This is a genomic window from Thalassolituus oleivorans MIL-1, assembly GCF_000355675.1.
GTDB classification, from domain to species: domain Bacteria; phylum Pseudomonadota; class Gammaproteobacteria; order Pseudomonadales; family Oceanobacteraceae; genus Thalassolituus; species Thalassolituus oleivorans.
The window spans coordinates 777666-801430 of the sequence record NC_020888.1; the positions used below are offsets into that span (position 1 = coordinate 777666).

At 47.6% G+C, this 23765-nt stretch carries 19 protein-coding genes and 1 riboswitch; of the genes, 11 read left to right on the forward strand and 8 right to left on the reverse strand.

Features of this window, described 5'->3' with window-relative positions; translation table 11 throughout:
- The first annotated feature begins 22 nt into the window (after positions 1–22).
- Both TOL_RS03575 and TOL_RS03580 read left to right on the forward strand, forming a co-directional pair.
- On the forward strand, positions 23–1414 hold the full coding sequence (locus TOL_RS03575; protein ID WP_197537916.1) for a DEAD/DEAH box helicase: 1392 nt from the start codon (positions 23–25) through the stop codon (positions 1412–1414).
- Positions 1415–1540: 126 nt separating this feature from the next.
- Positions 1541–2851, forward strand: a complete 1311-nt coding sequence (locus tag TOL_RS03580) for a hypothetical protein (protein WP_041588390.1) — start codon at positions 1541–1543, stop codon at positions 2849–2851.
- A 52-nt stretch (positions 2852–2903) separates the two neighbouring features.
- Here TOL_RS03580 and TOL_RS03585 read toward each other — a convergent pair whose 3' ends face one another.
- Positions 2904–3734: a TatD family hydrolase gene (locus TOL_RS03585; RefSeq protein WP_015485913.1), complete on the reverse strand. Its 831-nt coding sequence runs from the start codon at positions 3732–3734 to the stop codon at positions 2904–2906.
- Positions 3735–3896: 162 nt separating this feature from the next.
- Between TOL_RS03585 and TOL_RS03590 the strand changes: the two genes are divergently transcribed.
- Positions 3897–4145, forward strand: coding sequence for a hypothetical protein (locus TOL_RS03590; RefSeq protein WP_015485914.1), 249 nt, complete (start codon positions 3897–3899; stop codon positions 4143–4145).
- 77 nt (positions 4146–4222) lie between these two features.
- Here TOL_RS03590 and TOL_RS03595 read toward each other — a convergent pair whose 3' ends face one another.
- The 3 genes from TOL_RS03595 to rimK all read right to left on the reverse strand — a co-directional run bounded on the left by TOL_RS03595 (position 4223) and on the right by rimK (position 7002).
- The gene (locus tag TOL_RS03595) at positions 4223–4705 is read right to left on the reverse strand and encodes a 6,7-dimethyl-8-ribityllumazine synthase (protein ID WP_015485915.1); all 483 of its coding nucleotides are present in this window, start codon (positions 4703–4705) and stop codon (positions 4223–4225) included.
- Between the two features lie 81 nt (positions 4706–4786).
- Positions 4787–4937, reverse strand: a riboswitch (FMN riboswitch).
- A 116-nt stretch (positions 4938–5053) separates the two neighbouring features.
- Complete coding sequence (locus TOL_RS03600) at positions 5054–6085, reverse strand: succinylglutamate desuccinylase/aspartoacylase family protein (RefSeq protein WP_015485916.1); 1032 nt, start codon at positions 6083–6085, stop codon at positions 5054–5056.
- A gap of 2 nt (positions 6086–6087) precedes the next feature.
- Positions 6088–7002 carry a 30S ribosomal protein S6--L-glutamate ligase gene (gene rimK, locus TOL_RS03605; RefSeq protein WP_015485917.1) on the reverse strand — a complete coding sequence of 305 codons (915 nt, stop codon included), beginning with the start codon at positions 7000–7002 and terminating at the stop codon, positions 6088–6090.
- 145 nt (positions 7003–7147) lie between these two features.
- On the opposite strand from rimK, the gene dnaE reads away from it, so the two are divergent.
- The 5 genes from dnaE (at position 7148) to TOL_RS03630 (ending at position 13958) form a co-directional block, all read left to right on the forward strand.
- The gene (gene dnaE, locus TOL_RS03610) at positions 7148–10636 is read left to right on the forward strand and encodes a DNA polymerase III subunit alpha (RefSeq protein ID WP_015485918.1); all 3489 of its coding nucleotides are present in this window, start codon (positions 7148–7150) and stop codon (positions 10634–10636) included.
- A gap of 24 nt (positions 10637–10660) precedes the next feature.
- A complete protein-coding gene (gene tilS / locus TOL_RS03615) occupies positions 10661–11986 on the forward strand; it encodes a tRNA lysidine(34) synthetase TilS (protein WP_041588391.1) in 1326 nt (441 codons plus the stop codon).
- An 84-nt stretch (positions 11987–12070) separates the two neighbouring features.
- A complete protein-coding gene (locus TOL_RS03620; RefSeq protein ID WP_041588392.1) occupies positions 12071–12577 on the forward strand; it encodes a hypothetical protein in 507 nt (168 codons plus the stop codon).
- 112 nt (positions 12578–12689) lie between these two features.
- Complete coding sequence (locus TOL_RS03625) at positions 12690–13214, forward strand: thioesterase family protein (protein ID WP_015485921.1); 525 nt, start codon at positions 12690–12692, stop codon at positions 13212–13214.
- 9 nt (positions 13215–13223) lie between these two features.
- Complete coding sequence (locus TOL_RS03630; protein ID WP_015485922.1) at positions 13224–13958, forward strand: glutathione S-transferase family protein; 735 nt, start codon at positions 13224–13226, stop codon at positions 13956–13958.
- A 36-nt stretch (positions 13959–13994) separates the two neighbouring features.
- Here TOL_RS03630 and nhaD read toward each other — a convergent pair whose 3' ends face one another.
- Entirely contained in the window at positions 13995–15251 is a 1257-nt protein-coding gene (gene nhaD / locus TOL_RS03635; protein WP_015485923.1) for a sodium:proton antiporter NhaD, read from the reverse strand.
- A 146-nt stretch (positions 15252–15397) separates the two neighbouring features.
- Entirely contained in the window at positions 15398–16033 is a 636-nt protein-coding gene (locus TOL_RS03640; protein ID WP_015485924.1) for a cyclic nucleotide-binding domain-containing protein, read from the reverse strand.
- A gap of 117 nt (positions 16034–16150) precedes the next feature.
- On the opposite strand from TOL_RS03640, the gene TOL_RS03645 reads away from it, so the two are divergent.
- Entirely contained in the window at positions 16151–17011 is an 861-nt protein-coding gene (locus TOL_RS03645) for an endo alpha-1,4 polygalactosaminidase (RefSeq protein WP_015485925.1), read from the forward strand.
- A gap of 3 nt (positions 17012–17014) precedes the next feature.
- On the opposite strand, the gene TOL_RS03650 is transcribed toward TOL_RS03645, so the two are convergent.
- Together TOL_RS03650 and TOL_RS03655 are read right to left on the reverse strand one after the other, a co-directional pair.
- Positions 17015–19027 (reverse strand): methyl-accepting chemotaxis protein, encoded by a 2013-nt coding sequence (locus TOL_RS03650; RefSeq protein WP_015485926.1) that lies wholly within the window; start codon positions 19025–19027, stop codon positions 17015–17017.
- 241 nt (positions 19028–19268) lie between these two features.
- Positions 19269–20864: an ABC-F family ATPase gene (locus TOL_RS03655; protein ID WP_015485928.1), complete on the reverse strand. Its 1596-nt coding sequence runs from the start codon at positions 20862–20864 to the stop codon at positions 19269–19271.
- Between the two features lie 163 nt (positions 20865–21027).
- Here TOL_RS03655 and TOL_RS03660 point away from each other — a divergent pair, with 163 nt between their 5' ends.
- Both TOL_RS03660 and TOL_RS03665 read left to right on the forward strand, forming a co-directional pair.
- Positions 21028–23016, forward strand: a complete 1989-nt coding sequence (locus TOL_RS03660) for a BCCT family transporter (RefSeq protein WP_015485929.1) — start codon at positions 21028–21030, stop codon at positions 23014–23016.
- 88 nt (positions 23017–23104) lie between these two features.
- Positions 23105–23659 (forward strand): VF530 family protein, encoded by a 555-nt coding sequence (locus TOL_RS03665; protein WP_015485930.1) that lies wholly within the window; start codon positions 23105–23107, stop codon positions 23657–23659.
- Positions 23660–23765 lie beyond the last annotated feature (106 nt).

The following is a 23765-nucleotide window of genomic DNA, read 5'->3' on the forward strand; positions in this document are numbered from 1 at the left end:
ACCAGAGAATATTATGTCTGAAATCCAATTTGCCGATTTAGGTTTATCTGAATCGCTGCTGAAAGCCGTTGCCGAACAAGGCTACACCATCCCATCTCCGGTCCAAGCTCAGGCCATACCTGCCGTATTGCAGGGCCGTGACGTTATGGCCGCAGCACAAACAGGTACCGGTAAAACCGCTGGTTTTACACTGCCAATATTACAACGCCTAGATAACGGCAAACGGGTATCGGGTAACCGCATACGTGCCTTAATTCTGACGCCAACGCGCGAATTAGCGGCTCAAATCGACGAAAATATCAAAGCTTACGGTAAATACTTACCGCTACGTTCGGCCGTCGTCTTTGGTGGCGTCAAGATCAATCCACAGATGATTGCTCTGCGCCGTGGTGTTGATATTTTGGTTGCCTGCCCGGGGCGTTTGCTCGACTTGTATCAGCAAAATGCCGTTCGTTTCGACGAAGTTGAGTTCATGGTATTAGATGAAGCTGATCGCATGCTCGACATGGGCTTTATCAACGACATCAAGAAGATTCTCGCCAAAGTACCTGCTAACCGCCAGAACTTAATGTTCTCCGCAACGTTTTCTGCCGAGATTCGCGCTCTAGCAAAAGGCTTAGTGAATAATCCCGTGGAAATCGATGTCAGCCCGCGCAATAGCACTGCACATAATGTTGAACAGTGGTTGGTGCCGGTTGATAAAGGCAGTAAATCGAAAGCCTTGATTGAATTGGTGAGTGCAGGCGATTGGCATCAAGTGTTGGTGTTTACTCGTACTAAGCATGGCGCGAATCGCTTAACTAAACAGCTCGAAGATGCTGGCATTACAGCCGCAGCGATTCACGGCAATAAAAGCCAAGGTGCTCGTACCCGCGCACTGGCAGATTTTAAGAGTAACGAAATTCGTGTGTTAGTGGCGACGGATATTGCCGCACGTGGTTTGGATATCGACCAACTACCGCATGTCGTGAACTATGAACTGCCGAACGTTTCTGCAGATTATGTGCACCGTATTGGTCGTACTGGCCGTGCTGGTGCCAGTGGTGAAGCATTATCCTTGGTGTGTGCAGAAGAATTAGAAGATTTAGAAGGTATTGAAGGTTTAATTGGTCGCACAATAGAACGTCGCGAATTAGAAGGCTTCGCGCCCCAGGCGCCGTTACCTTTGTCGCGCCCTAAAGCACCACGCAAGCCTAAGAAGCCGAAGCAATCCTCTGGGTCGTCATCGGCGCAGGGTGAGCGTAGTAATAGCGCGCCGCGTAATAACTCTGCTCCACGTAATAACAACGCGCCGAAAAAACCAGCGAATGGCAAACCTGCCAATCGTTCTGGCCAGTCGGCGAGCAAAGATGGCGCTGCACCATCTCGCCCGCGCCGCTCGCAGCGCGGACCGCGTCCTAGCTCTGCCAGCTAACTTTTAGATCACTGGCTCCTTCCTCTGAGGGGCCAGTCGACACTCCCTCCTGTTGATATTTCTGCGTTACACTCTCTAATATTTCTAGATCTGTATTTACCGTTTGGTATTTAGCTATGGGATATTATGAAGTCTATAAATTTCTTTAAAAAGCGCTCAAGCACTACCAATATCGACGCTGGTATTCTTAGTGATCAAAAAATCATGGATACGTTCATGTTGTGGTTTGGTGTTATTTTTGCGCTGTTACCTACCCCCGCGATACTGGCCATTCCAAGCGAATTAGAGAAGGGTAATGTACTCATCTTAGCCGTATTAGTATTTCCTTTATTTGGTGGTTTTTTTATTCGTAAGGGTTTTATCGGTCGCAGTACCTATAAACTCATAGGACCAACCCCGATGTTTCTCGATCCAAGTCCAGGGTGTGTCGGTGGGCAAGTCGGCGCTAAGTTTGCTTTAGCGCATGGGCATTGGCTTGAACCGCCTAAAATTCGTTTGTCATGCGTTCACATATATCGCACGGGGAGCGGAAAAAATAGTACAACTCACCATGATGTTGTTTGGCAGGAGTATGTTCGCGGTTGGAATAATCCAAACGAGGGCGCTGGGGATATGCGCTTTGTGTTTGATGTTCCGAGCGAATTACCCGTCAGTGGTCAAGGATACAAAAAACGCGGTCGAGTTGATTGGCAGGTGCATTGTGACGGACAGGTTGTCGTTAAACGCCAAAGTAATTCTGGGAATGCGGTACAAGCTTACGCTAAGGATAAACAAGAGCACGTCGTTAAGTTTGAACGTACTTGGACGATACCGGTGAGCACGGGTACGGTGTTAACAAGTCTTGATATTGCAGCAGAACATTTAGCATCGTCGCGGTTAATGAAACAAAGAGAGGCCGAAGCAACTGCCATTGAAAATATTAAAATAGGTCACCTTGCTGGGGATCTAACGTTGGAAAGTCGTTGGGGGCGACATTTTATTAATGGCTTAGTATTTTTCGTATGCGGTGTGGTATTCGCTATTGCCGGTGGCTTTTTGTTTCGTGAGGCTTTGGCAGGCGAAGCAATGCTCTGGTTAATGGCGCCTATTTTCTTCTTTATCGGTTTGGCGAGTTTAATCTATTCAATATTTTATATTGGACGTGGTTTAGATGTTGCCATTGGTGTCAGTCGGGTTCGTATGGTCAGAACCTTTTTTGGCAAAGCCTTGTATCGACGCGAGGGAGTGCTTACCTCGCCTAGTCAAATAACGTTAAAACTAGGGGTGACATCAACAACGAACACAGGTGTGAAGACGGAATATTACGCCCTCGTGGTAACGGATGGTACTAAAACGATTAAAATTGCTGAGGCAATTCCTGGGCGAGATGCCGCAGAGGCATTACGACAAATTGTGATAGAACATATACAAGCACCGTTAGAGCACGAGTTGCGCTAACTCGAAAGAAAATAGGACTTAGTATTTAAATCCTATTTTGCTAGTCGCGCTTTTAAAAAAATTCGCGCAATGAGTTTGCGTAAGTTTGTTTTAATACCGCTTCTACCGTTATGCCTTTTACCTCTGCAATTTTCTCAGCAATAAATGGTAAATACTTAGGTGCATTTTCGACACCACGATAGGGCATAGGGGTTAAGTAGGGTGAATCCGTTTCGAGCAGTAATTGCTCCAGCGGCGTAGCAGCAACCACCTCTCGTACGTTGTCGGCTTTGTTAAAGGTCACAATACCGTTAATACCTAAGCAAAAACCTAACTCTACCGCGACTTTTGCCAGCTCCATGCCAGAGGTGAAGCTATGCACAACACCTTTGCGTTTCATTTGCGGTGCGTATTCTCGCAAAATCGCCATGGTATCGTCGTCAGCTTCGCGGGTGTGAATTACCACGGGCATTTCGAACTCTACCGCAAGCGCAAGTTGGCGTTTAAATACGGCTTTTTGCACATCGCGGTCACAATGGTCGTAGTAATAATCGAGACCAATTTCACCGACAGCAACCACCTTGTTGTCGCGTAAATTGGCGCGCATAAATACTTCGGTATCGTCGTTAAATTCTGCCGCATCGTGCGGATGCACGCCTAAGGTGGCACTGACATCGTTATTAGCATGAGCTAGCGCCATGGCGGTTGGCATATTGCTGGGCGTAACGCTAATCGTCATAAAGTGTTCTACCCCAATGGCCCGAGCGGCATTCAATATTTCGTCTGAACTACCGTCTTTGAGGTAGTCGAGGTGAAAGTGAGTCTCGATGATGGGCAGTTGGTATTGCGGGATGTCGCGGCGCTTTTTACTCATAACGTCTGTTTGCTGGATAAAATTGGCCATCAGTATAGCGTTTGACACTCAGGTACGGCCAGCAAACGTAAACAATGCTCAAAATTGTCATATTGCGACGTTTTCTCGTAAAGCAGGTTTGAATTCAGCTGCTACACTTCATTCGAATTTGGCGCAGTCATTGACTGTAAATACGCATTCTCGGCATTGTCCGTGATTACGACGCAATCGTTACGCGATGAAGAGAAAGTAATGAGTCAAGGTTTAAACAAATTGATCAAGCATTGGGTAAGGGCACTACGAGAACCAAAACGCCTGACCGCAGTTCAATGGAATGATGTGGAGACTTGTGCAGTGCAGCTTAATGGTGAAGAGGACGACGCCGAGCGCTTGTACAAAGAAATTTGTCGTGAGTGCCATCGTATAGAACAGATGACGGGTATTCATATCAATCCGTCGTAACCGAGAACTTACGGCATAATCTATGGCTAGCAAAAAGCAAAGCCCCACATCCCTGTGAATTCTTACGTTATCTGCAGTTATCCTTGAGCAATATTGGCTTTCGCCGTAATCGCCCCATCAGCCGCGTTGGCTAACTCTTGTCCTTTTAGTACAAAATGACGACTGTAATATTGTTTGTGCTCGTCGTGTTCGTGGAAGTTATGTGGCGTTAAAATGGCCGTTAATACTGGTACTTCGGTTTCTAACTGTACTTGCATTAAGCCAGTGCATACCGCTTGGGCGACGAAATCGTGTCGATAAATACCGCCATCGACTACTAAGCCGCTGCAAGCAATGGCAGCATAGCGCCCTGTCTTGGCTAATAGTTTGGCTTGTAGCGGAATTTCATAGGCGCCAGGCATGGCGACAACGGCGATATTGTCGGCCTTGTATCCGCGACTAACCATCTCGGCAGTAAAGCCTTCAAGACATTTCAGTACGATCTCAGCGTGCCAAGACGCGTGGATAAAGGCAATGCGCTGTTCGGCGCGATTGATTGTGTTCGTTGAGCTCTGATTCATCACTGATCCTAAAAATACTAAGGTGAATCAGGGCGAACGGGCAGGCATTAGCGAAGCCAATGATGGCATCACTAGTGTCTTGCACGCTCTCTCTTATCCGGACTATGACCGTCGGCTCTGGAGTCTCACCAGATCTGCTGACCCCACACCTATAAAATGTGGGCGCTCGCGGGCTTGGAAATTGAGTTTCTTTACCGCCGGTGGGGAATTACACCCCGCCCCGAGAACGATTTCACCGCAGAGTATCGCTGATAATGCGCGGTGAGGGCGGCAATATAGGCAAGTTGAAGGGTTTCGTCAAAGTGCTAACGCGCCTGAAACAGTGTGTTAGCGCAATCTCAATAGCGCTTAGCCGCCGTCGGGGAGTAAATCGTCTTGCATCATTTCAATGGTTTCAGCGATATCTTCAGCTTCTTCATGGAAGTAAGCAATGTGATACATGGCTTCGCCTTCTTGCGCCAAAGGAATGTTTTGTTTACCGATGATGATGCCTTCTTTATTCGCTTTTACGGTATCCAATATCGTACCGAAGGGGTCGCTAATGGTCGCCAATAGGTCATCTTTAACAACCCAGTCGCCTAGTTTTTTGTGGTGATTAACGAAACCGCTGTCGGTGGCGCGTACCCAAGAGCTATGGCGCGCAATAACAGGTTCGATGACATTACGTTTACTGCGACTTTTAGGAATCATACCCAGATGACGCATGACATCGAAGGTGCCACGGACGCCTGCACGAATGCAGAGTTCATCAAAGCGCAACGCTTCACCGGCTTCGTACAATAGAATACGAGTACCCATTTCTGCAGCGCATTGGCGTAGCGAGCCATCGCGTAAGTTGGCATTCAATAACACGGGAACCCCAAAGGCATGGGCCAGTTCGGAGGTTTCTTCATCATCTAGGTTGGCGCGAATTTGCGGTAAGTTGGTACGATGAATCGCGCCGGTATGAAAGTCGATGCCGTAATCACTTTGCTTAACAATTTCTTCTAAAAAGGTATGAGCCAAACGTGCTGCCAGAGAGCCGCGCGGCGAGCCGGGAAAAGAACGGTTAAGGTCGCGTCGATCCGGTAAATAACGGCTTTGGCTTATCACCCCATAAACGTTAACTACCGGTACTGCGATCAGGGTGCCGCGTAAGTTGGTTAAACGTTTGCTATGAATAACACGGTTGATAATTTCGACGCCATTGAGTTCGTCACCGTGAATGGCAGCGCTTAAAAATAGGGTTGGCCCCGGACGTTTGCCGCGTTTTACAAAGACAGGAATGCCAATCGTGGTATCTGTGTACAGTTTGGTGCAAGCCAGCTCTAACTTATGCGTTGTGCCAGGTAAAATCTCAGTACCGGCAATCACTAATGAAGAAGCTGTTGTTGCAGTCATGTTCAACCTTGGCCTTTGGTTCGGGTAGCGTTACGAGCAGATGTGCGCGTGGCGCTTTCTAAAAACTCGAAAACCATACCGGCAACATCTTTTCCGGTGGCTTTTTCAATACCTTCTAAGCCTGGTGACGAGTTTACTTCCATCACTACGGGGCCACTGTTCGAGCGTAAAATATCGACACCACACATATTTAAGCCCATGGCTTTCGCCGCATCAATTGCCGTTTTACGTTCTGCTGGAGATAAGCGGACGATTTCAGCCGTACCGCCACGGTGTAAGTTAGAACGAAACTCACCCTCGGCTCCCTGACGTTTCATTGCTGCAACAACCTTGCCACCAACAACTAGGCAGCGAATGTCCGCGCCACCCGCCTCTTTGATAAACTCTTGTACTAATATGTTCGCGTTTAAACCCATGAAAGCTTCAATAATGCTCTCGGCGGCTTTGCGGGTTTCGGCAAGCACGACCCCAATACCTTGAGTACCTTCTAATAGCTTGATAACCAGCGGAGCGCCGCCGACGTTGTTGATCAAATCTTCGACGTTATCTGGGCGGTGAGCAAAACCTGTACGCGGCAGGCCAATGCCTTTACGTGATAGCAGTTGCAGCGAGCGCAATTTATCGCGGGAGCGGCTGATAGCAACCGATTCGTTGATCGAAAAAGTGTTCATCATCTCAAACTGGCGAACCACGGCAGTGCCATAAAAGGTAACGGACGCGCCAATACGCGGAATAACTGCGTCATACGCGGGCAAGGCTTCACCTTTATAACGCACGGTAGGCTTGTTACTGGTGATGTCCATATAGCAGTGGAGTGTGTCGATAACATCGACTTCATGACCCCTTAACTCTCCGGCCTCTTTCAGGCGGCGGGTTGAATATAGATTAGAGTTACGAGACAAAATTGCGATACGCATAGACACTTCAGAGGTAAAAAAACGAGGCGCTAGTCTGCACTGGGGTGGCCCTATTCTGCAAGGGGAGGCAAGCTAGGCTTGGGTAAATATTTTTTGCTCTTATTCCTATACAATGACCCCTTTCCGCCCGTCAGGACACACAAGCATGGCCAATCGATTTGTACATCTACGCGTACATTCCGAGTATTCACTCTACGACAGTACCATTCGCGTTAAGAAGCTAATTGGTGCTGCGTCGGCTAATGGTATGCCTGCCGTTGCGCTCACCGATCAAGCCAATATGTATGCCTTGGTGAAATTCTATAAAGGTGCTTTGGGTGAGGGTCTAAAGCCTATTTTAGGCGCGGATTTGTGGCTCGAAAATCCAGACGATCGCCATGCGCCTTTTCGAGTAGCAGCCTTGTGCATGAATCCTGATGGGTACCTTAACCTGCGCGAACTGATTTCTCGTGGTTATGCCGAGAACCAGCATTTTGATAAGGCCATGCTAAAACGTGAATGGCTGTTAGAAAGTAATCAAGGTTTGATTTTGCTCAGCGGTGGTCGTGACGGTGATGTCGGTCAGCGTATTATTAAAGGCAAGGTGGCCGAAGCTGAAGCGCTGGTGAAAGAATACATGGAGGTGTTCGGCGACCGCTTCTACTTTGAAGTACAGCGCACTAACCGCCAAGGCGAAGACGCCATTGTTAAGGCGGGTTTAGCGATGGCAGCACGTTATCAGGTGCCGTTAGTGGCAACTAACGACGTACGTTTTTTAAAACGCGATGAATACGAAGCGCACGAAACCCGCGTTGCCATTGGTCAGGGTTTCACTTTAGGTGATAAACGTCGTCCGCGTGAATACAGCGAAGAGCAATACTTCCGCTCCGAAGACGAAATGATCGACCTATTTAAAGACATTCCGTCGGCCATTGAAAATACCGTAGAAATTGCCAAACGCTGTTCGGTTGAAGTGCTATTAGGTAAGTATTTTTTGCCGGATTATCCAATTCCTGCGGGCATGGATGAAGCGGATTTCTTCCGTAAAATTTCTAAGGTAGGTTTGGAAGATCGCTTAGAAATTTTGCTCGATAAAAATGATCCTGATTACGCGGCAAAACGTAAACCTTACGATGATCGACTGGATTTCGAGCTGGATATTATTATTCAGATGGGATTTCCTGGTTACTTCCTCATCGTAATGGACTTTATTCAGTGGGCGAAAGACAACCGTATTCCGGTTGGCCCCGGCCGTGGTTCGGGTGCTGGCTCGCTGGTGGCGTATGCGCAAAAAATCACCGACCTTGATCCACTTGAATACGATTTGCTGTTCGAACGATTCTTAAACCCTGAACGTGTATCCATGCCCGATTTCGATATCGACTTTTGCATGGAAGATCGTGAAAAGGTGATTGCTTACGTTGCGGATAACTATGGTCGCGAAGCCGTATCGCAAATTGTGACCTTCGGCACCATGGCAGCGAAAGCGGTGGTGCGTGACGTGGCGCGTGCTCAAGGTAAATCGTTTGGTTTAGCCGATAAATTATCCAAGCTGATTCCCGGTGATCCGGGCATGACGCTAGAAAAAGCACGCAGCACCGAAGCCGCACTCGACGAGTTTATTAACGACGATGACGAAGCCCAAGAAATTTGGGAAATGGCGTTAAAGCTTGAAGGTATTGCCCGTCAAACCGGTAAACACGCCGGTGGTGTGGTGATTGCACCCACGAAATTAACCGACTTTTCTGCCACCGCCTGCGAACCTGATGGCACCGGTTTAGTTACCCAGTTTGATAAAAACGATGTGGAAGAAGCGGGCTTAGTTAAGTTCGACTTCTTGGGTCTGCGTACCCTCACCATTATTGATTGGGCGTTAGAAACCATTAATGCTAAGCGCGCAGAAGAAGATTTAGAGCCGATTGATATCAGCCTAATTCCGCTCGATGATGCTGACTCGTTTACCTTACTAAAAAAGGCGCAAACCACGGCGGTATTCCAGTTGGAATCCCGTGGTATGAAAGATCTTATTCGGCGCTTACAGCCGGACAATATTGAAGACTTGATCGCCTTGGTGGCACTGTTCCGTCCCGGCCCATTGGAATCGGGCATGGTGGACGACTTTATTAACCGTAAGCACGGTCGTGCTCAAGTTGCTTATCCCCACCCCGATTTTCAACACGACAGCTTAAAAGAAACCTTAGAGCCAACCTATGGCGTTATTGTTTACCAAGAACAGGTAATGCAAATTGCGCAGGTGTTGGCCGGTTACACGCTTGGCGGCGCTGACATGCTGCGCCGTGCGATGGGTAAGAAAAAACCCGAAGAAATGGCCAAGCAGCGCGATACCTTCCGCGATGGTGCTGTGTCGGTTGGGGTAGATCCTGATCTTGCGATGAAAATCTTCGACTTGGTGGAAAAGTTCGCCGGTTATGGTTTTAACAAATCGCACTCGGCCGCTTATGCCGTGGTGTCGTATCAAACGCTGTGGCTAAAACAGCATTACCCAGCGCCCTTTATGGCGGCGGTATTAACCTCCGATATGCAAACCACCGACAAGGTGGTGATCTTCGTTGAAGAATGTCGCGAGATGGGATTAGAAATCGTACTGCCTGATGTGAACCAAAGTTTCTTTGGTTTTACCGTGAATAAATCCGGTGCGATTGTTTATGGATTAGGTGCAGTGAAAGGCGTAGGTGAAGGCCCAATTGATGCCATTATTGCCGCACGTGAAGAAGGCGGGCCATTTAAAAGTTTGTTCGATTTTTGCCAACGCGTGGATGGCAAAAAATTGAATAAACGTGTGCTTGAAGCGTTAGTGCGTTGCGGTGCCTTTGAAAATTTAGAATTAACTGCACCGCGCTCGGTATTAATGGCCAGCGTTGAAGATGCCATTAAAAGTGCTGGGCAGTCGGCTGCCAACGAAGCCGCGGGAATGGTCGATTTATTTGGCGAAGTGCAGGCCGAAGAAGCCGATACCACCGACGTTTATGAGCGTCATCGTTACCTGCGCGACTGGACGTTAAAAGAGCGTCTGCAAGGCGAAAAAGACACCTTAGGTTTATACGTATCGGGTCATCCGTTTGATGAATACGAAGGTGAAGTGCGCCAATTAGTGCCCACCAAACTATCACATCTGCAAGAACAAAAAGGGCCACAAAAATTAGCGGGTTTAGTGGTCGATATGCGTTTGATGAAAAATAAACGCGGCGACAATATGTGTTTTGTAACCCTAGACGATCGGACAGCACGGGTTGAAGTTGCTTTGTTTTCTGATATCTACGACAACGTTCGTGAGGTGGTCGGCTTAGATAAGGTACTCGTCATTGAAGCCATGGTAAGTCACGACAACTATTCCGGCGGTTTAAAAGCGACGGGACGTAGCGCTATGGAAATTAGCCAAGCCCGTTTGAATTACGCTAAAGCGTTGCGTGTGCGCGTGGATGGCGAAGGTGCCGACGAGAAATTCTGTCAGCGTTTAACCGGCCTTTTGCAAACGATGGAAAACGGATGCCCAGTGGTACTTGATTTCCATAATTCGGTCGCTCGCTGCGATATTCAATTAGCGCAGCGCTGGGCAATTAATCCGACCGATGAGCAACTGCAAGAACTGAAATTTGCTTTTGGTGATGATGCCGTTCAACTGGTGTTCAGTTGATTCTTTTTCCATGATGCGAGTGCTATGACGACGCTTGATCTGACTCATCATTTAACCGCTGCTCTCGCTCCCATGTTGGGTGAAGAAGGGCGCTTGATTGTCGGTTTTAGCGGTGGCTTGGATTCGTCGGTGTTATTGCACGCGTTAGCGCAAAACGACGGTTTAAAAGCACGACTTATTGCGTTGCATGTCCATCATGGTTTATCGCCCAACGCCGACGTGTGGGAAGCGCATTGCCAAGCAGTGAGTGAAAATTTAGGCGTCGCGTTTATCAGCGCAAGAGTGACTGTTACTGGTGACGGTAATGGTATCGAACAAGCGGCGCGTAACGCCCGTTATGATGTTTTTCAGCAGCACGCCAACAGCCATGATCTGGTACTAGTGGCGCATCACAACGACGATCAAGTCGAAACCTTCTTTCAACGCTTATTTCGCGGTTCGGGTTTAACTGGTTTAGCTTCTATGGCGGCTGTACGCCCCTTATTCGATGATAGCGACGTGTTGCTTGTGCGCCCTTTACTTCATGTGTCGCGTAAGCAGTTGGAGGCATATGCCCAAGCACAGCAGCTTGCATGGGTGGAAGACGAATCCAATACCGATACGCGCTATGAACGGAATTGGTGGCGCAATGAACTGTTGCCGCAAATTTGGCAGCGCTTTACAGGACGCGAGGAATCGTTAAAACGCACACTAGAACAATTGCAGAGCGATCAAGCACTGTTACAGGAGTTATTGAAGCCTGAAATAGATGCTTGCATAGCTTACTGTGATTGGCCCGGTACCAACGAACTGATCTGCTCTATAGCGGCGCTCAATGATAAGCCTAAGCATCATCGCCCTTATTTATTACGTGGCTGGTTGGCCGGTTGTGGTGTGCCTATGCCTTCGGCTGCTATGTTAGAGCGCATCCAACGAGAGGTAATAGAGGCTGCTGAAGATCGTAATCCGCAAGTGGTGTTAGGCGATATTTGCGTCCGGCGTTATCAACAGCATCTTTATGTGACTCGACAGTTAGATGATGTCACCCCCTGCATCATTGATCTTGGCTCTAATACTCGGTTCCCATGGGCAGGTAGCACTATTACCGTCACAAATACGAGCGAAGAAGGCTTGGCTTCTGGTCGCTATGATCTGATTCCGGCTTATTCATGTGTTGGGCAAACATTGCGTCCTGCTGGTCGTCCGCAAAAAACCTTAAAGCATATTTGGCAAGAAAATTCGATTCCGCCTTGGCTGCGAGATCGTTGGCCGTTGCTACTTCAGGACGGAAAGTTATGCGCGGTGGTAGGTATTTGTAATGATCAAAGTGTGGTCGTGGCTCACGGTTATGCCGTTAAGTGGTTGTCATAACAGGCAAGTTGGGAACATTCGCCGCCAATGATAGACTAAGGCTGCATTACATTGTTGATATGGCCTGGAGGCCAAGCTATTAGTATGCTCCGTTTGCTATTTCTTACCTGTTTATCTCTATTTCTTGCCGCCTGCATGGAAGATGGTGAACCGATTTTACGGGGTAAGTGCCTAACGGAAATTTTCACTGGCTCGTCAGAACCTACACAAGATGAGCCAATATCGGTGCCTGACGAAGCGGTAGAAAACGATGTCAGCATTAAAGAAACGGATGTCATTCCTGTGGCTGCAGTGACCAAAGATGACGATGCGCCTAGCGCTAATGTCGATGTCTCTGAACTCCCCATATTGCATGATTATGCGAAAGAAAAACCGCCGCTCAACTTGTCGTTACCCCGAGAAGACTGGGGGGATGGCAGTTACCGCTCACGTTCTAACGTACTTCCTGATGTGTTTGCGCGGCGTATCCCAGAGCAAGTGATGAACTTGTCAGGCAAACTATATTGGGATGAATCAGAAGAAGCGCGTACGCGTCCTATCGAAGAAACGATAAAAGGTGCAGAAGTCGAACTGCAATTTTACCTACCTTAATTTTTCTAATTTAGTCAGCCTTCGCTGCTGACTCCTTCTCGTTATGTCTTTTCGGCCAATAACAGTGATCGTCTCTTCTATATAGTGAATCGCTGTTTTCTCGGAGGTCGATATGAATCTATTTATTCGTTTTGCTTGGCTGTGGCTATGCCTTTTAGTGATGAAAAAACCCTTTAGCAATATGAACGGTGCAATACAGCAGAGCTATCGAATTTTGCCTCATGATATGGGCTGGCGGTTACATTTACCTAACTTTCGCTTTTTTAGCTTTATGGAGTTAGGCCGATTTGAATTCTGGTACGTAAGTCACAAATTTCATGAAATGTCGCCAGGAAGTCGGTTAATTGCTGCGCAGGAACTCGTCTATATTAGACCTGTTTCACCTTTTGCATTGTTACACAGTGATACAGTGTTGCTGTTCTGGGATGACAAGTATGTTTATTTTCAGCACAACTTTTATGTGAAGGGCACTTTAGTGGCGACCGGTTTAGTAAAAGAGGCCTGTTTGCGCTATGGGCGGGTGCAATCACCCGTTTCGATATTCGGTGAATGCCGAGGCTCCGACATGGCAGTAACCACTGTAGAGCATTGGCAGGCGTTGCAGCAATCGTTGCGGCAACTGTCTCAACCTAATTAAGGTAAATGTATGAGTATCGTTTTATATCAATTTCCAATATCCCACTACTGCGAGAAAGTGCGCTGGGCATTGGCGTATAAATCGATCTCGTACCAAAAAATCAATCTATTACCGGGTGGTCATATTCGCACGGTCAAGGGTATTGCCTCTGAGTCATCGGTGCCAGTGATCCGAGAAGACGACACCATAGTGCAAGGCTCTTCACAAATTTTGGATTATCTTGATGAGCGTTTCCCTAATCGCTCTTTAATGCCGGAAGAGCCTTCGTTAGCTGCCGAGGTGCGAGATTGGGAGGAGCGCCTAGATCGTATCGCTGCGCCTGCAGTACGCTGTTTTTGTTATCACCATTTATTGCAGCAACCCAGTTTGGTTGTGCCTATGTTGGCAGCACGTCAGCCTTTTTATATGCAGTGGGGCATGCGCCTGGGTTTTAAAAAGGTAGAACGAGTGATGCGCCAGTGGATGCAAATTAATGCAGAAACTGCGCTAAAAGCACGGCACGATATGGAAGACATATTGGCAGAGCTGTGGCGCACGTATTCGCGTTCGCGCTTTCTGGTAGGGGATAAATTTACGCGTGCCGATTTAACGGCGTGCGCAATATTTGCGCCTTTATTTCAACCGTCTCAATACGGTATTAGCTGGCCCGATGTCGAGCAGATGCCGGTGGCGATAACGGCTTGGGTCGCTACCCAAAAAGATGTGCTGCAATCGCTAGCATTACGCTACGAACAAAACCGCTAGCAAATAACGCTGTTATTGCTAGCGGATTTCATGCGCCTAACTGCCTATCCAAGTTCCTAATGCTAACGTTGCCGCGTAGCCTACGGTGTAGGCGATGAGTAGTGCGACGATAAAGCGCAAATAAGAGCCGAACGTGAGCTCGTTAATTTTAGTCATAGCAACGATACCCGCAGCCGATCCAATAATCAGTAGCGAGCCGCCCACGCCAACGGCGTAAGTTAATGCCAACCAATCTTGCATTTCCATTGGGACATCAGCTTTCAATAAAGCAGCGGTCAAGGGTACGTTATCAATCAACGCAGACAGTAAACCCATGGAGTAGTTCGCCGCCCAAGCTGGTAGGAATTCGTAGATACGTACGATGGAATCCAATGCGTGGATTTCTTTCAACGATCCTACCAGTAATAAAATGCCTAAGAAGAACATCAAGGTATCAAATTCGATTTGGCGAATGTAATTCATGATGGGATCGTTTTCAGTGTCTTCACCAAAAGCGCGCGCCACTAAAAACATCACGGATAAACCACTAATAAAACTCAACACAGGGGGAATATCGAACAGTACGTTGCCGGCAATCGTGGCAAAGATGGTGAGTAAAAATACGATAGCGATAGTGACATCAACCCGCTGGAGTTCGTTTGTTTGGCGTTCGATTTTCACACTATCGTTAAGTGGACGTGCCAGTAATGTCGCTAGCAATACCACCGCGAGTAAAGCTGGCCCTGCGAGCATCAATAAATGCGGGATACTGACTTTGTCGGCCAAGAAAATCATGAGTGTCGTGACATCACCGGTGATCATAGCCACACCACCGGAGTTCACTGCAAAGACAGAAACCGTAGCAAAGCGCAGAGTTTTAGTCGCTGATAGATTCAGGGATAAAATTAAGGCGACAGATACTAAGGTCGCGGTCACGTTGTCCGCAAGTGAGGAAAAGACAAAACTGAATAACCCAGTCACGAGCAGTAGTTGGCGCTCACTGATATTTTGGGGTAAAAAACGGTAGGTAATATTTTCAATTAAGCCTTTCTTGTTGAGATAAGCTACGAAGGTCATAGCTGATAATAAAAACAGCCAAAGACTTGCGATTTCGCCGATATTTTCCTGTAAGCCTTCCATCACTCGCTGGTGAGTTTCCGCTTCGGAACCGAATATAAACAGCAATAACCAAGATAGAGCGCCAAAAAATAATACTGATTGGGCTTTATTGACGTGAATGACTTCTTCAAGAATTACGGATAGCAATCCTGCAATAGCAAGAGCGATGAGAATCCAATACAAACTTTCAGGCATAGGAGGCGACTTCTGTCAGCAGACCCGACGACTAGCGGGTCAGGAAGTCGCATTCTAAAAGTGTGACTGCGTTATTAAAAGCAAAAAAGTGTCAGATCGATGGAACGAACTGATTCATCCATTGCTTAAGCGGTTAATCGGGGATATTAAGAAGTCGATACCAATGTACTTTCATTCCAATCGCGCAGCAATTCAGCTTGTACGTGAGCAAGGTGCATCAAGGCATGCAATTCGGCTACCGTGTCTTTCTCGCCGGTGTAAATAGGCAAAGAACGTAGTCTAGGGACTAATGGATGCTCTGGTTCAGCGATTTTGTTGCGTTCTAAAGCCCAGCGTATGTGATTGTCGATCATGCGGAAGAAACGAATGCGAGTACCCACATCAAATAAACTGGCGTTTTGATCATGGCGAAAGTGCGCAAAATCAATACCAGCCAGCAAGGCTTGACGTCCACTTACCCTTATTGACGCTGAGCGACGGAAATTGAGCAGCATAGCCATTACACCAAATGGCTCCCCCGCATTAACTTCACCTAATAGGGTGTTGGCCTCATCGTCAGCAAATACGACTAGCTGACCTTTTAGCAGAAAATATAGGATGTCTGCGCGGTCGTCTTTGTGAAATATGAGTTCATCTTGGTCGGCTACCATAAAGCGAGTAACGCTCATTAGAAGCTCAAATTGGGCAGGGTCCGTTAGAATGAGCTCTTTAAAAAAAGTAACACCATTAACGATTCGATGTAGTGACTCTATGGGATATTCGTCTCGGGTTACCTGACGCATACTGCTATCCTTTAAAAACGATTCCATTGAATATAGCACGGGTTTGAGGGCTGTGAAGCTCATCGCTCAGTTCAATAGCTGACCCTATGGGAAAACTTTACCTAGAGAAAACTCGTTATGAAACAGGCGTTAACAACAATTGTGGGGGTGTTCACATTGGCATGTACTCTGACGGGGTGCGGTGCTGGTGGCCAGGACGCTGATTCTCAAGCAACAGCCGACGACGCTGCTGTTCTTCCTGTCACGCTTGGTGAATGGTATCGCCCAGTTGCTGGAACGTCCTGGCAGTGGCAGTTACAAGGCACGCTGAACAGCGGATATGCAGTGGCTATCTACGATGTTGATTTGTTTGACTCATCCACCGCTACGATTGCTAACTTACAAGCGAGTGATGTGCGAGTGATTTGCTACTTCTCGGCAGGTTCATACGAAGAATGGCGAGATGATGCCGATCAATTTGTCGAAGCGGATCTGGGGAATCAACTCGATGGTTGGGAAGGTGAGCGTTGGCTCGACATTCGTTCGGACGACGTGCGTGCGATCATGGAGGCACGGCTAGATTTGGCTAGCAGCAAGGGCTGTGATGGCGTTGAACCCGATAATGTCGATGGTTATACCAATAATCCCGGTTTTGCATTGACGAGTAGCCAGCAGTTGGCCTACAACCGTTTTTTGGCCAATGCCGCACATGAAAGGGGCTTGGCCATAGGCTTAAAAAATGATCTTGCACACGTAGATGATTTAATTGATTACTTTGATTTTGCGGTTAATGAAGAATGTTTTGAATACGACGAATGTGATTTGCTAACACCTTTCATTAACGCCGATAAGCCAGTGCTGCATGCTGAATACGATGCAACTCTGACGAGCGATAATACCGCTCGTCAGAGTTTTTGTACGCAAATGAACGCTCTGGGTTTTAGTAGCTTAATTCTACCACTCGATCTCGACGATAGTTTTCGTTACAGCTGCCTTTGAATATTAGCCAATTTTAAACTGTTGCATTGTTTGATCGAGAGTTTGGCTTAGTGATGATAGATGTTTATTGACGTTCACGGCTTCAATCGCTTCGTTACTCGATTGTTGTGCAATGCCCGTCATCTTACCCATATCAGAGGTGACCCCTAATAAGGTTTGTGATTGCTGCTCCGCCGCCGCGGCGACCGTGTGAATCTGCTCGTTTACAGTTTTCATATGATCAAGAACTTGATCTAGGGTTACGCCAGCGGCTTGTGACGCTGCGACACTTAAGCGTGCTCGCTCGGCTGAGGTACTCATGTTATCGACCGCTTTATGGGTACTATCAACAATGGTACGAATGACCTCTGATATTTCACGTGAAGAGGAGGCTGATCTTGTCGCTAAATCGCGTACTTCATCGGCAACTACCGCAAATCCTCGTCCTTGTTCGCCAGCGCGAGCAGCTTCGATTGCAGCGTTCAGTGCTAATAAATTCGTTTGCTCTGAAATATCACCAATAACCGTGACTAAACGGTCAATACGGTCGGCTTGGGCTTTTAGATTACGAATTAAATCACTGGATTCATCTAATACATCCACAAGTGAGAGAGTATCTCTTACCGTATTACTTACTTCCGTTTTTCCTCTACCGACAATGCTCTCTGTTTGGCGTGTTTCCTCAGCAACATGGGTACAGCTGCGCGCGATCTCGGTTGCACCATCCTGAACTTGCTCAATAGCTTTAGATACGCCAGATGCACTATTGGCGGTGCTCGCTGTTTCTTGTGATATACGCTGAGATAAATTAACGCAGGTATCTATGCCTGCGGCTAATTGTTCTGATTTTGTATTAACTTCTTGCACTATGACTGCAATTTTTTCAGAGAAGCTGTTAAACGAACGACAAATATCACCGAGTTCATTTTGCTTATTGTAAGTTAAACGACGAGTGAGATCGCCATCGCCATTGGCCACCTGATGAAGCGAATAGGTAATTTCAAGTAAGGTTTTAATAACTCGTGTTTTAACGTAATAACCAACAAAAATAAAAATCGAGAGGCAGCCAACTAAAATCATCATCATGGTGGCTGAGGCTGCACTTTGCTGTTCTGCAATACCGGCAATTCTCCCTTCTACTTGTTGATCGGCTTTTTCTTCAACCTTGCCTATGTGATCTAGCAGTTGTTCCGAGGTTTGGGAGTATGCGATTTTTTGTTGTTGGAAATTTTTTAGGGTAACGACGACTTGGTTTAACAATTGAACATGTTGTTGTAGATTTTCTTGGTAAATCTTTGCCATGCTGCCGACACCGTATGCCGCCGGTGCCGAGTTATCAAATAAACCGCTGGCCAGCATTTCTTTGACTGCTTCGCGTTGAAAGCCAATGGCTTCATTCAATTGCGCCTGTAGCGATTCCGATACGCCGTCGGATGTCATTCGAGCTAAGAAATACATTTGTTGAAAGAAGCCAATAGACGCTTCCATGCCACCATCAGCTGCTTGCCATTTTTCGGCTAGACCTGTGTCCCAGCTAATTGGGTAGCTCGGATCAGCGGCGATGGATTCTACGGCTGCGTCACCTTCTTCTTCAGCGATTGCGCTGAAGGCAACAAACTTCACTGTGTGGGCATCGAAGGTGGCGAGCGCTGAGCGATAATCTTTGTAACTCGCTTGAAGGCTGTTGCCAGCTTGGTGGAACTGGGCGAGTTGAGAGTCAATATTGGTGATCAGTTGTGGATCAAGCAGGTTGGCAAGCCGTAAGCGATTGAGTGCTTCTTCAGCTTCGGTCTGAGCGGTTTTTAATTGTTGAATATCAATGTTTTCACCGGCAAATAGCTGATTGAGCAGCAACATTTCGCGCTCAATGGTAATCGTGGCCTCCATTGCGCCGTCGGCGGTGTCCCAAGCCGGCCCGGTAATGTAATCAAGGGTAGTAACGAGCTCATTGCGCGTATATTGGCCAGCAAAAAACAAACCGAGTAGGAGCGTAATCAGTATTGCTAGAGCTGCTGTTGAACGCTGTGATAACGACATAATTGAAGATCCGTTTTTTACCTAAGAGAGCAAGCGAGTAGACCCTTGGCCATTCTATTGGTATAGGCGGCAAGCGAGTTACTCGCCAGTTTTTATGATGCAAAAATGGTTAGAATTTTAAAAAAGGGTAGAAAACTTGTTATTGGTTATATGGATCGTTACGGGTATCGGAGCGCAGCTTTCTGAAGGGCATAAAAAAGCCGCGACAGGCGCGGCTTTTTTGACGAGAAGCGGGGAGCTGTTATTCCACGCCCTGCGACTTGAGGTATTCATCGTAGGTGCCGTGGAAGTCGACGATCTGGTTGTCGCGAATTTCAATGATTCGCGTCGCCAATGAGGATACAAACTCGCGGTCGTGAGATACGAAGATCAAGGTGCCTTCAAACATTTCAAGCGCCATGTTCAGCGATTCGATGGACTCCATATCCATGTGGTTGGTTGGTTCGTCGAGTAATAGCACGTTGTGGTTGTGCAGCATCAACTTACCAAACAGCAGGCGACCTTTTTCACCACCTGAGCATACCTTTACCGACTTCTTAATATCGTCTTGGTTGAACAGCAAGCGGCCCAGGGTGCCACGAACGGCTTGATCGTCGTGTTCAGCTGTTTTCCACTGCTCCATCCATTCGAACAAATTACCGCCTTGTTCAAATTCGTATTCGTGATCCTGTGCGTAGTAGCCCAAGCTCGCGTTTTCCGACCACTTAATCATGCCGGCGGTTGGTGTCACATGATCGACCAAACACTTCAAGAAGGTGGTTTTACCCGCGCCGTTGGCACCGATAACCGCGACTTTTTCGCCAGCTTCAATCATGAGGTTAGTATTCTTGAATAGCGGTGCTTCACCATCGTAAGCGTGGGTTAAACCCTCGATCTCCAGAGCTAGGCGGTGCAGCTTCTTCTCTTGGTTGAAACGAATAAACGGGTTTTGACGGCTAGAAGGTTTGATTTTATCGATCTGAATCTTATCAATCTGCTTGGCACGAGAGGTCGCTTGCTTCGCTTTAGAGGCGTTAGCCGAGAAGCGCGATACGAACTGCTGTAGCTCAGCAATTTGCGCTTTCTTCTTCGCGTTTTCTGATTGCAGACGTTCACGTGCAGCGGTTGAGGCCATCATGAAGTCATCGTAGTTACCCGGATAGATCTTAATATCGCCGTAGTCGATGTCGGCCATGTGGGTACATACAGAGTTCAAAAAGTGACGGTCATGCGAGATGATGATAATGGTGCATTTCATCTCGTTGATGATGCCTTCCAACCAACGAATGGTGTTGATATCCAAGTTGTTGGTTGGTTCGTCGAGCAGCAGGATGTCCGGATTAGAGAACAAGGCCTGTGCCAATAACACACGCAACTTCCAACCGGGAGCCACTTCACTCATAGGGCCAAAATGCAGCTCTGTCGCAATACCTGCGCCTAATAGCAGATCGCCAGCACGAGATTCTGCGGTATAGCCATCCATCTCTGCGAATTCGCCCTCTAGCTCGGCGGCACGCATGTAGTCGTCTTCCGTTGCTTCTAGATTGGCATAAATCGCATCGCGTTCTTGTCTGATTGCCCACAGCTCTTTGTTGCCCATCACCACAGTATCCATCACGGTGAATTCTTCAAAGGCGAACTGGTCTTGGCTTAATTTACCCAAGCGCTCGTTGGGGGTAACACTGACGTTACCGGCAGACGGCTCTAGCGAACCATCCAAAATCTTCATGAAAGTCGACTTACCGCAGCCGTTGGCGCCGATCAAACCGTAGCGATTGCCATCGCCAAATTTAACCGAGATGTTCTCAAACAGCGGCTTAGCACCGAATTGCATGGTGATGTTAGCAGTGGAGATCACAGCAGATTCCTGATATTGCAGATGGATAGATTTAGGCGCGGGATGATACGCGATTTGCGGTTAAAAAACGAGCGCGTTAGGGCAAGCCCGCGCTTTTGTAGCAGGGATTGTAGGTTGCTATTCGCGGCTGGGTTTGTCAGGGTAAAAAGGAGGAGGACAATTTATGACCAATTCACAACGAACGATAACGGGTGCAGTGCTGCTGCCGGTATTTGTTCCCGCTGTCGTTATCACACTGCTTTTGATCCTAGGCACGCTCAGTAATCCTGAACTTGCAGGGGAGGTATTTAAAAGTGCGCTTGCTTGGGTAACCGAAACCTTTGGCTGGTTTTACATGCTGGCCACCGCGGTTTTTCTCGTGTTTATCATCTGTGTTGGGTTTAGCAGTTGGGGCAATATCCGCTTGGGCCCCGACCACGCCGAACCGCAATATAGCTTTCCTGCATGGTTTGCCATGTTGTTCTCCGCAGGTTACGGCATAGCCTTGCTATTTTTTGGCGTTGCCGAGCCGGTACTACACTTTTCGCAGCCCCCGAATGCCACAGCCGAAACGGTACAAGCTGCCCGCGAAGCGATGCAGATAGCCTATTTTCATTGGGGTCTGCATATCTGGGGAATCTACGGCCTGATGGGTTTAGTGCTAGCCTATTTTGCCTTTCGCCATGGCTTGCCTTTATCTGTGCGCTCGGCCTTATACCCGCTGATTGGTGATCGGATTTATGGGCCGATTGGTCATACAGTCGATGTGTTTGCGATTTTAGGTACCTTATTCGGTTTGGCAACTACGTTAGGTTTATCGGTAACGCAGATTAATGCAGGCCTGCATTACCTGTGGGAAGACATACCAATAAGCACGACGGTTCAGATTACCGCCATTGCTCTAATTACTGTCGCCGCGATTGGCTCTGTAGTGGCAGGTATGGATAAAGGTGTTAAAAATCTATCCATATTGAATATGGTTTTGGCAGTATTTTTAATGGGCATTGTATTTCTTGTCGGCCCAAGTATTCATATTCTCGATGCGTTTGTGCAGAACACCGGCGCTTATCTTGGCAATATCGTCTCGCGTACCTTTAATCTACAGGCCTACACCCAAAGTGATTGGATCGGCAATTGGACCTTGTTTATTTTTGCTTGGACCATCGCATGGGCACCGTTTGTCGGTCTATTTATTGCGAAAATTAGTCGCGGTCGAACCATTCGCCAATTTGTGTTTGGCGTATTGGTTGTGCCGACGACCTTTACTTTTTTATGGTTCGCTATTTTTGGTGACACTGCGTTGTACCTGATCATGGAGCAAGGTAAGCAAGTATTGATCGGTGAGGTGCAAGCTGATCATGCTGTGGCCTTGTTCGAGTTTTATGATTTGTTGCCATGGTCGACTTTTTTATCGGTCATTACCGTTTTTCTAATTATTACCTTCTTTGTGACTTCATCTGATTCGGGCTCGTTGGTGGTTGATTCGTTGGCCTCGGGTGGAGCGCATGAAACCCCTATTTGGCAGCGGGTATTTTGGGCTTCGCTAGAAGGTGTAATTGCGTCGACATTATTATTGGCAGGCGGACTCAGCGCGTTACAAACGATGAGTATATTAGCGGCCTTGCCCTTTGCCATTATTATGTTGTTAGCGGCGCTTGGGTTATGGCGAGCATTGGTGATAGAAGGGCATCGCGGCGCTACATTGGTTGCTGCGGCTGCGCCGGTACGCGCGTTCAGTAATGAGACTAGTTGGCGTAAACGCTTAAGTGCTCTGTTTAAATTTCCTGAGCAAGCCAAGATCGAACATTTTATTAAAGAAGTGGTGACACCAGCCATGGAGGAAGTGCAAAAAGAACTGGCGATTCATGATTGGAAAGCCAATATCACTGCTGAAGATAATGGCGTAACGTTTCAGCTAGAGCGCGATGAGAAATTGGATTTCTTTTACCAAGTGCTCGCAACGGAACACCAAGTGCCCGACGTACATACCGATGGCACAACACTCGCGACGCATTGGCAGGCAGATGTTTATATTCGCAATGGTGCACTCGGTTATGAACTGTACGGTTGCAGCCGCGATGAAGTGATTCGCGATCTTATTGATCAGCTCGAACAGTACTTTAACTTTGTTGATGCCGCTCCTGGACATTTGCCCTGGAATACCGTGTCGTAGTAGCCGCTGCCTACCGCAGTGTCGCGGTAGGTACTTTTCTGCCAAGCAGTTATAATAGGTAGCTACATAATCTGCTTTAGGCGCTTTCATGACTGACGATATCAATTACAAAAACAACCCTTTGCATGGCCTTAGTTTAAAGCCCTTGCTAACGGAGCTAGTAGACCATTACGGCTTTGAGATTTTGTTTGCGTACTTGAACATCAACTGCTTTAAAACTAATCCGAGTATTGAATCGAGTGTGAAGTTTTTGAAGAAGACGGATTGGGCACGAGAGAAAGTAGAAGCCTTCTACATGTACCAGTACAAGAGCTTGCCTAAGGCCTCGGGCGCTCAGTTTGCGTTACCGCCGCGTGATCGTATTGTGCCATCTGATCAAGTGCCGGGTGAACCCGCAGTATTGAGCTTGGAAGATGCTGAGCGCTTGCGTGAAAAGCGCGAGAAAAAAGCAGCAGAGTTTGGCGGCAAAGGGAAAGGTGCTGGCAGCCGTAGTGGCGGGTATCGCCGTGACGGAGTTAGTCGTGGTAACTCTCGCCCTAGAACCGAAGGCTCGGAACAAGGTAAGCCAAATAAACCACAAGAATCATCGCCTGCTGCTTCAGACACAAGTTCAGGCGTTGATCCTTGGGCTAAATGGAAGTAATACCCAAGCGCGGTCGGGTGCGGCTAGGGCTGTGGTGGTAAGCTTGACCTTGCCCTCCAATCAGACATTCTTCTTACAATATTTGTAGTTATCGTTGGATACATTT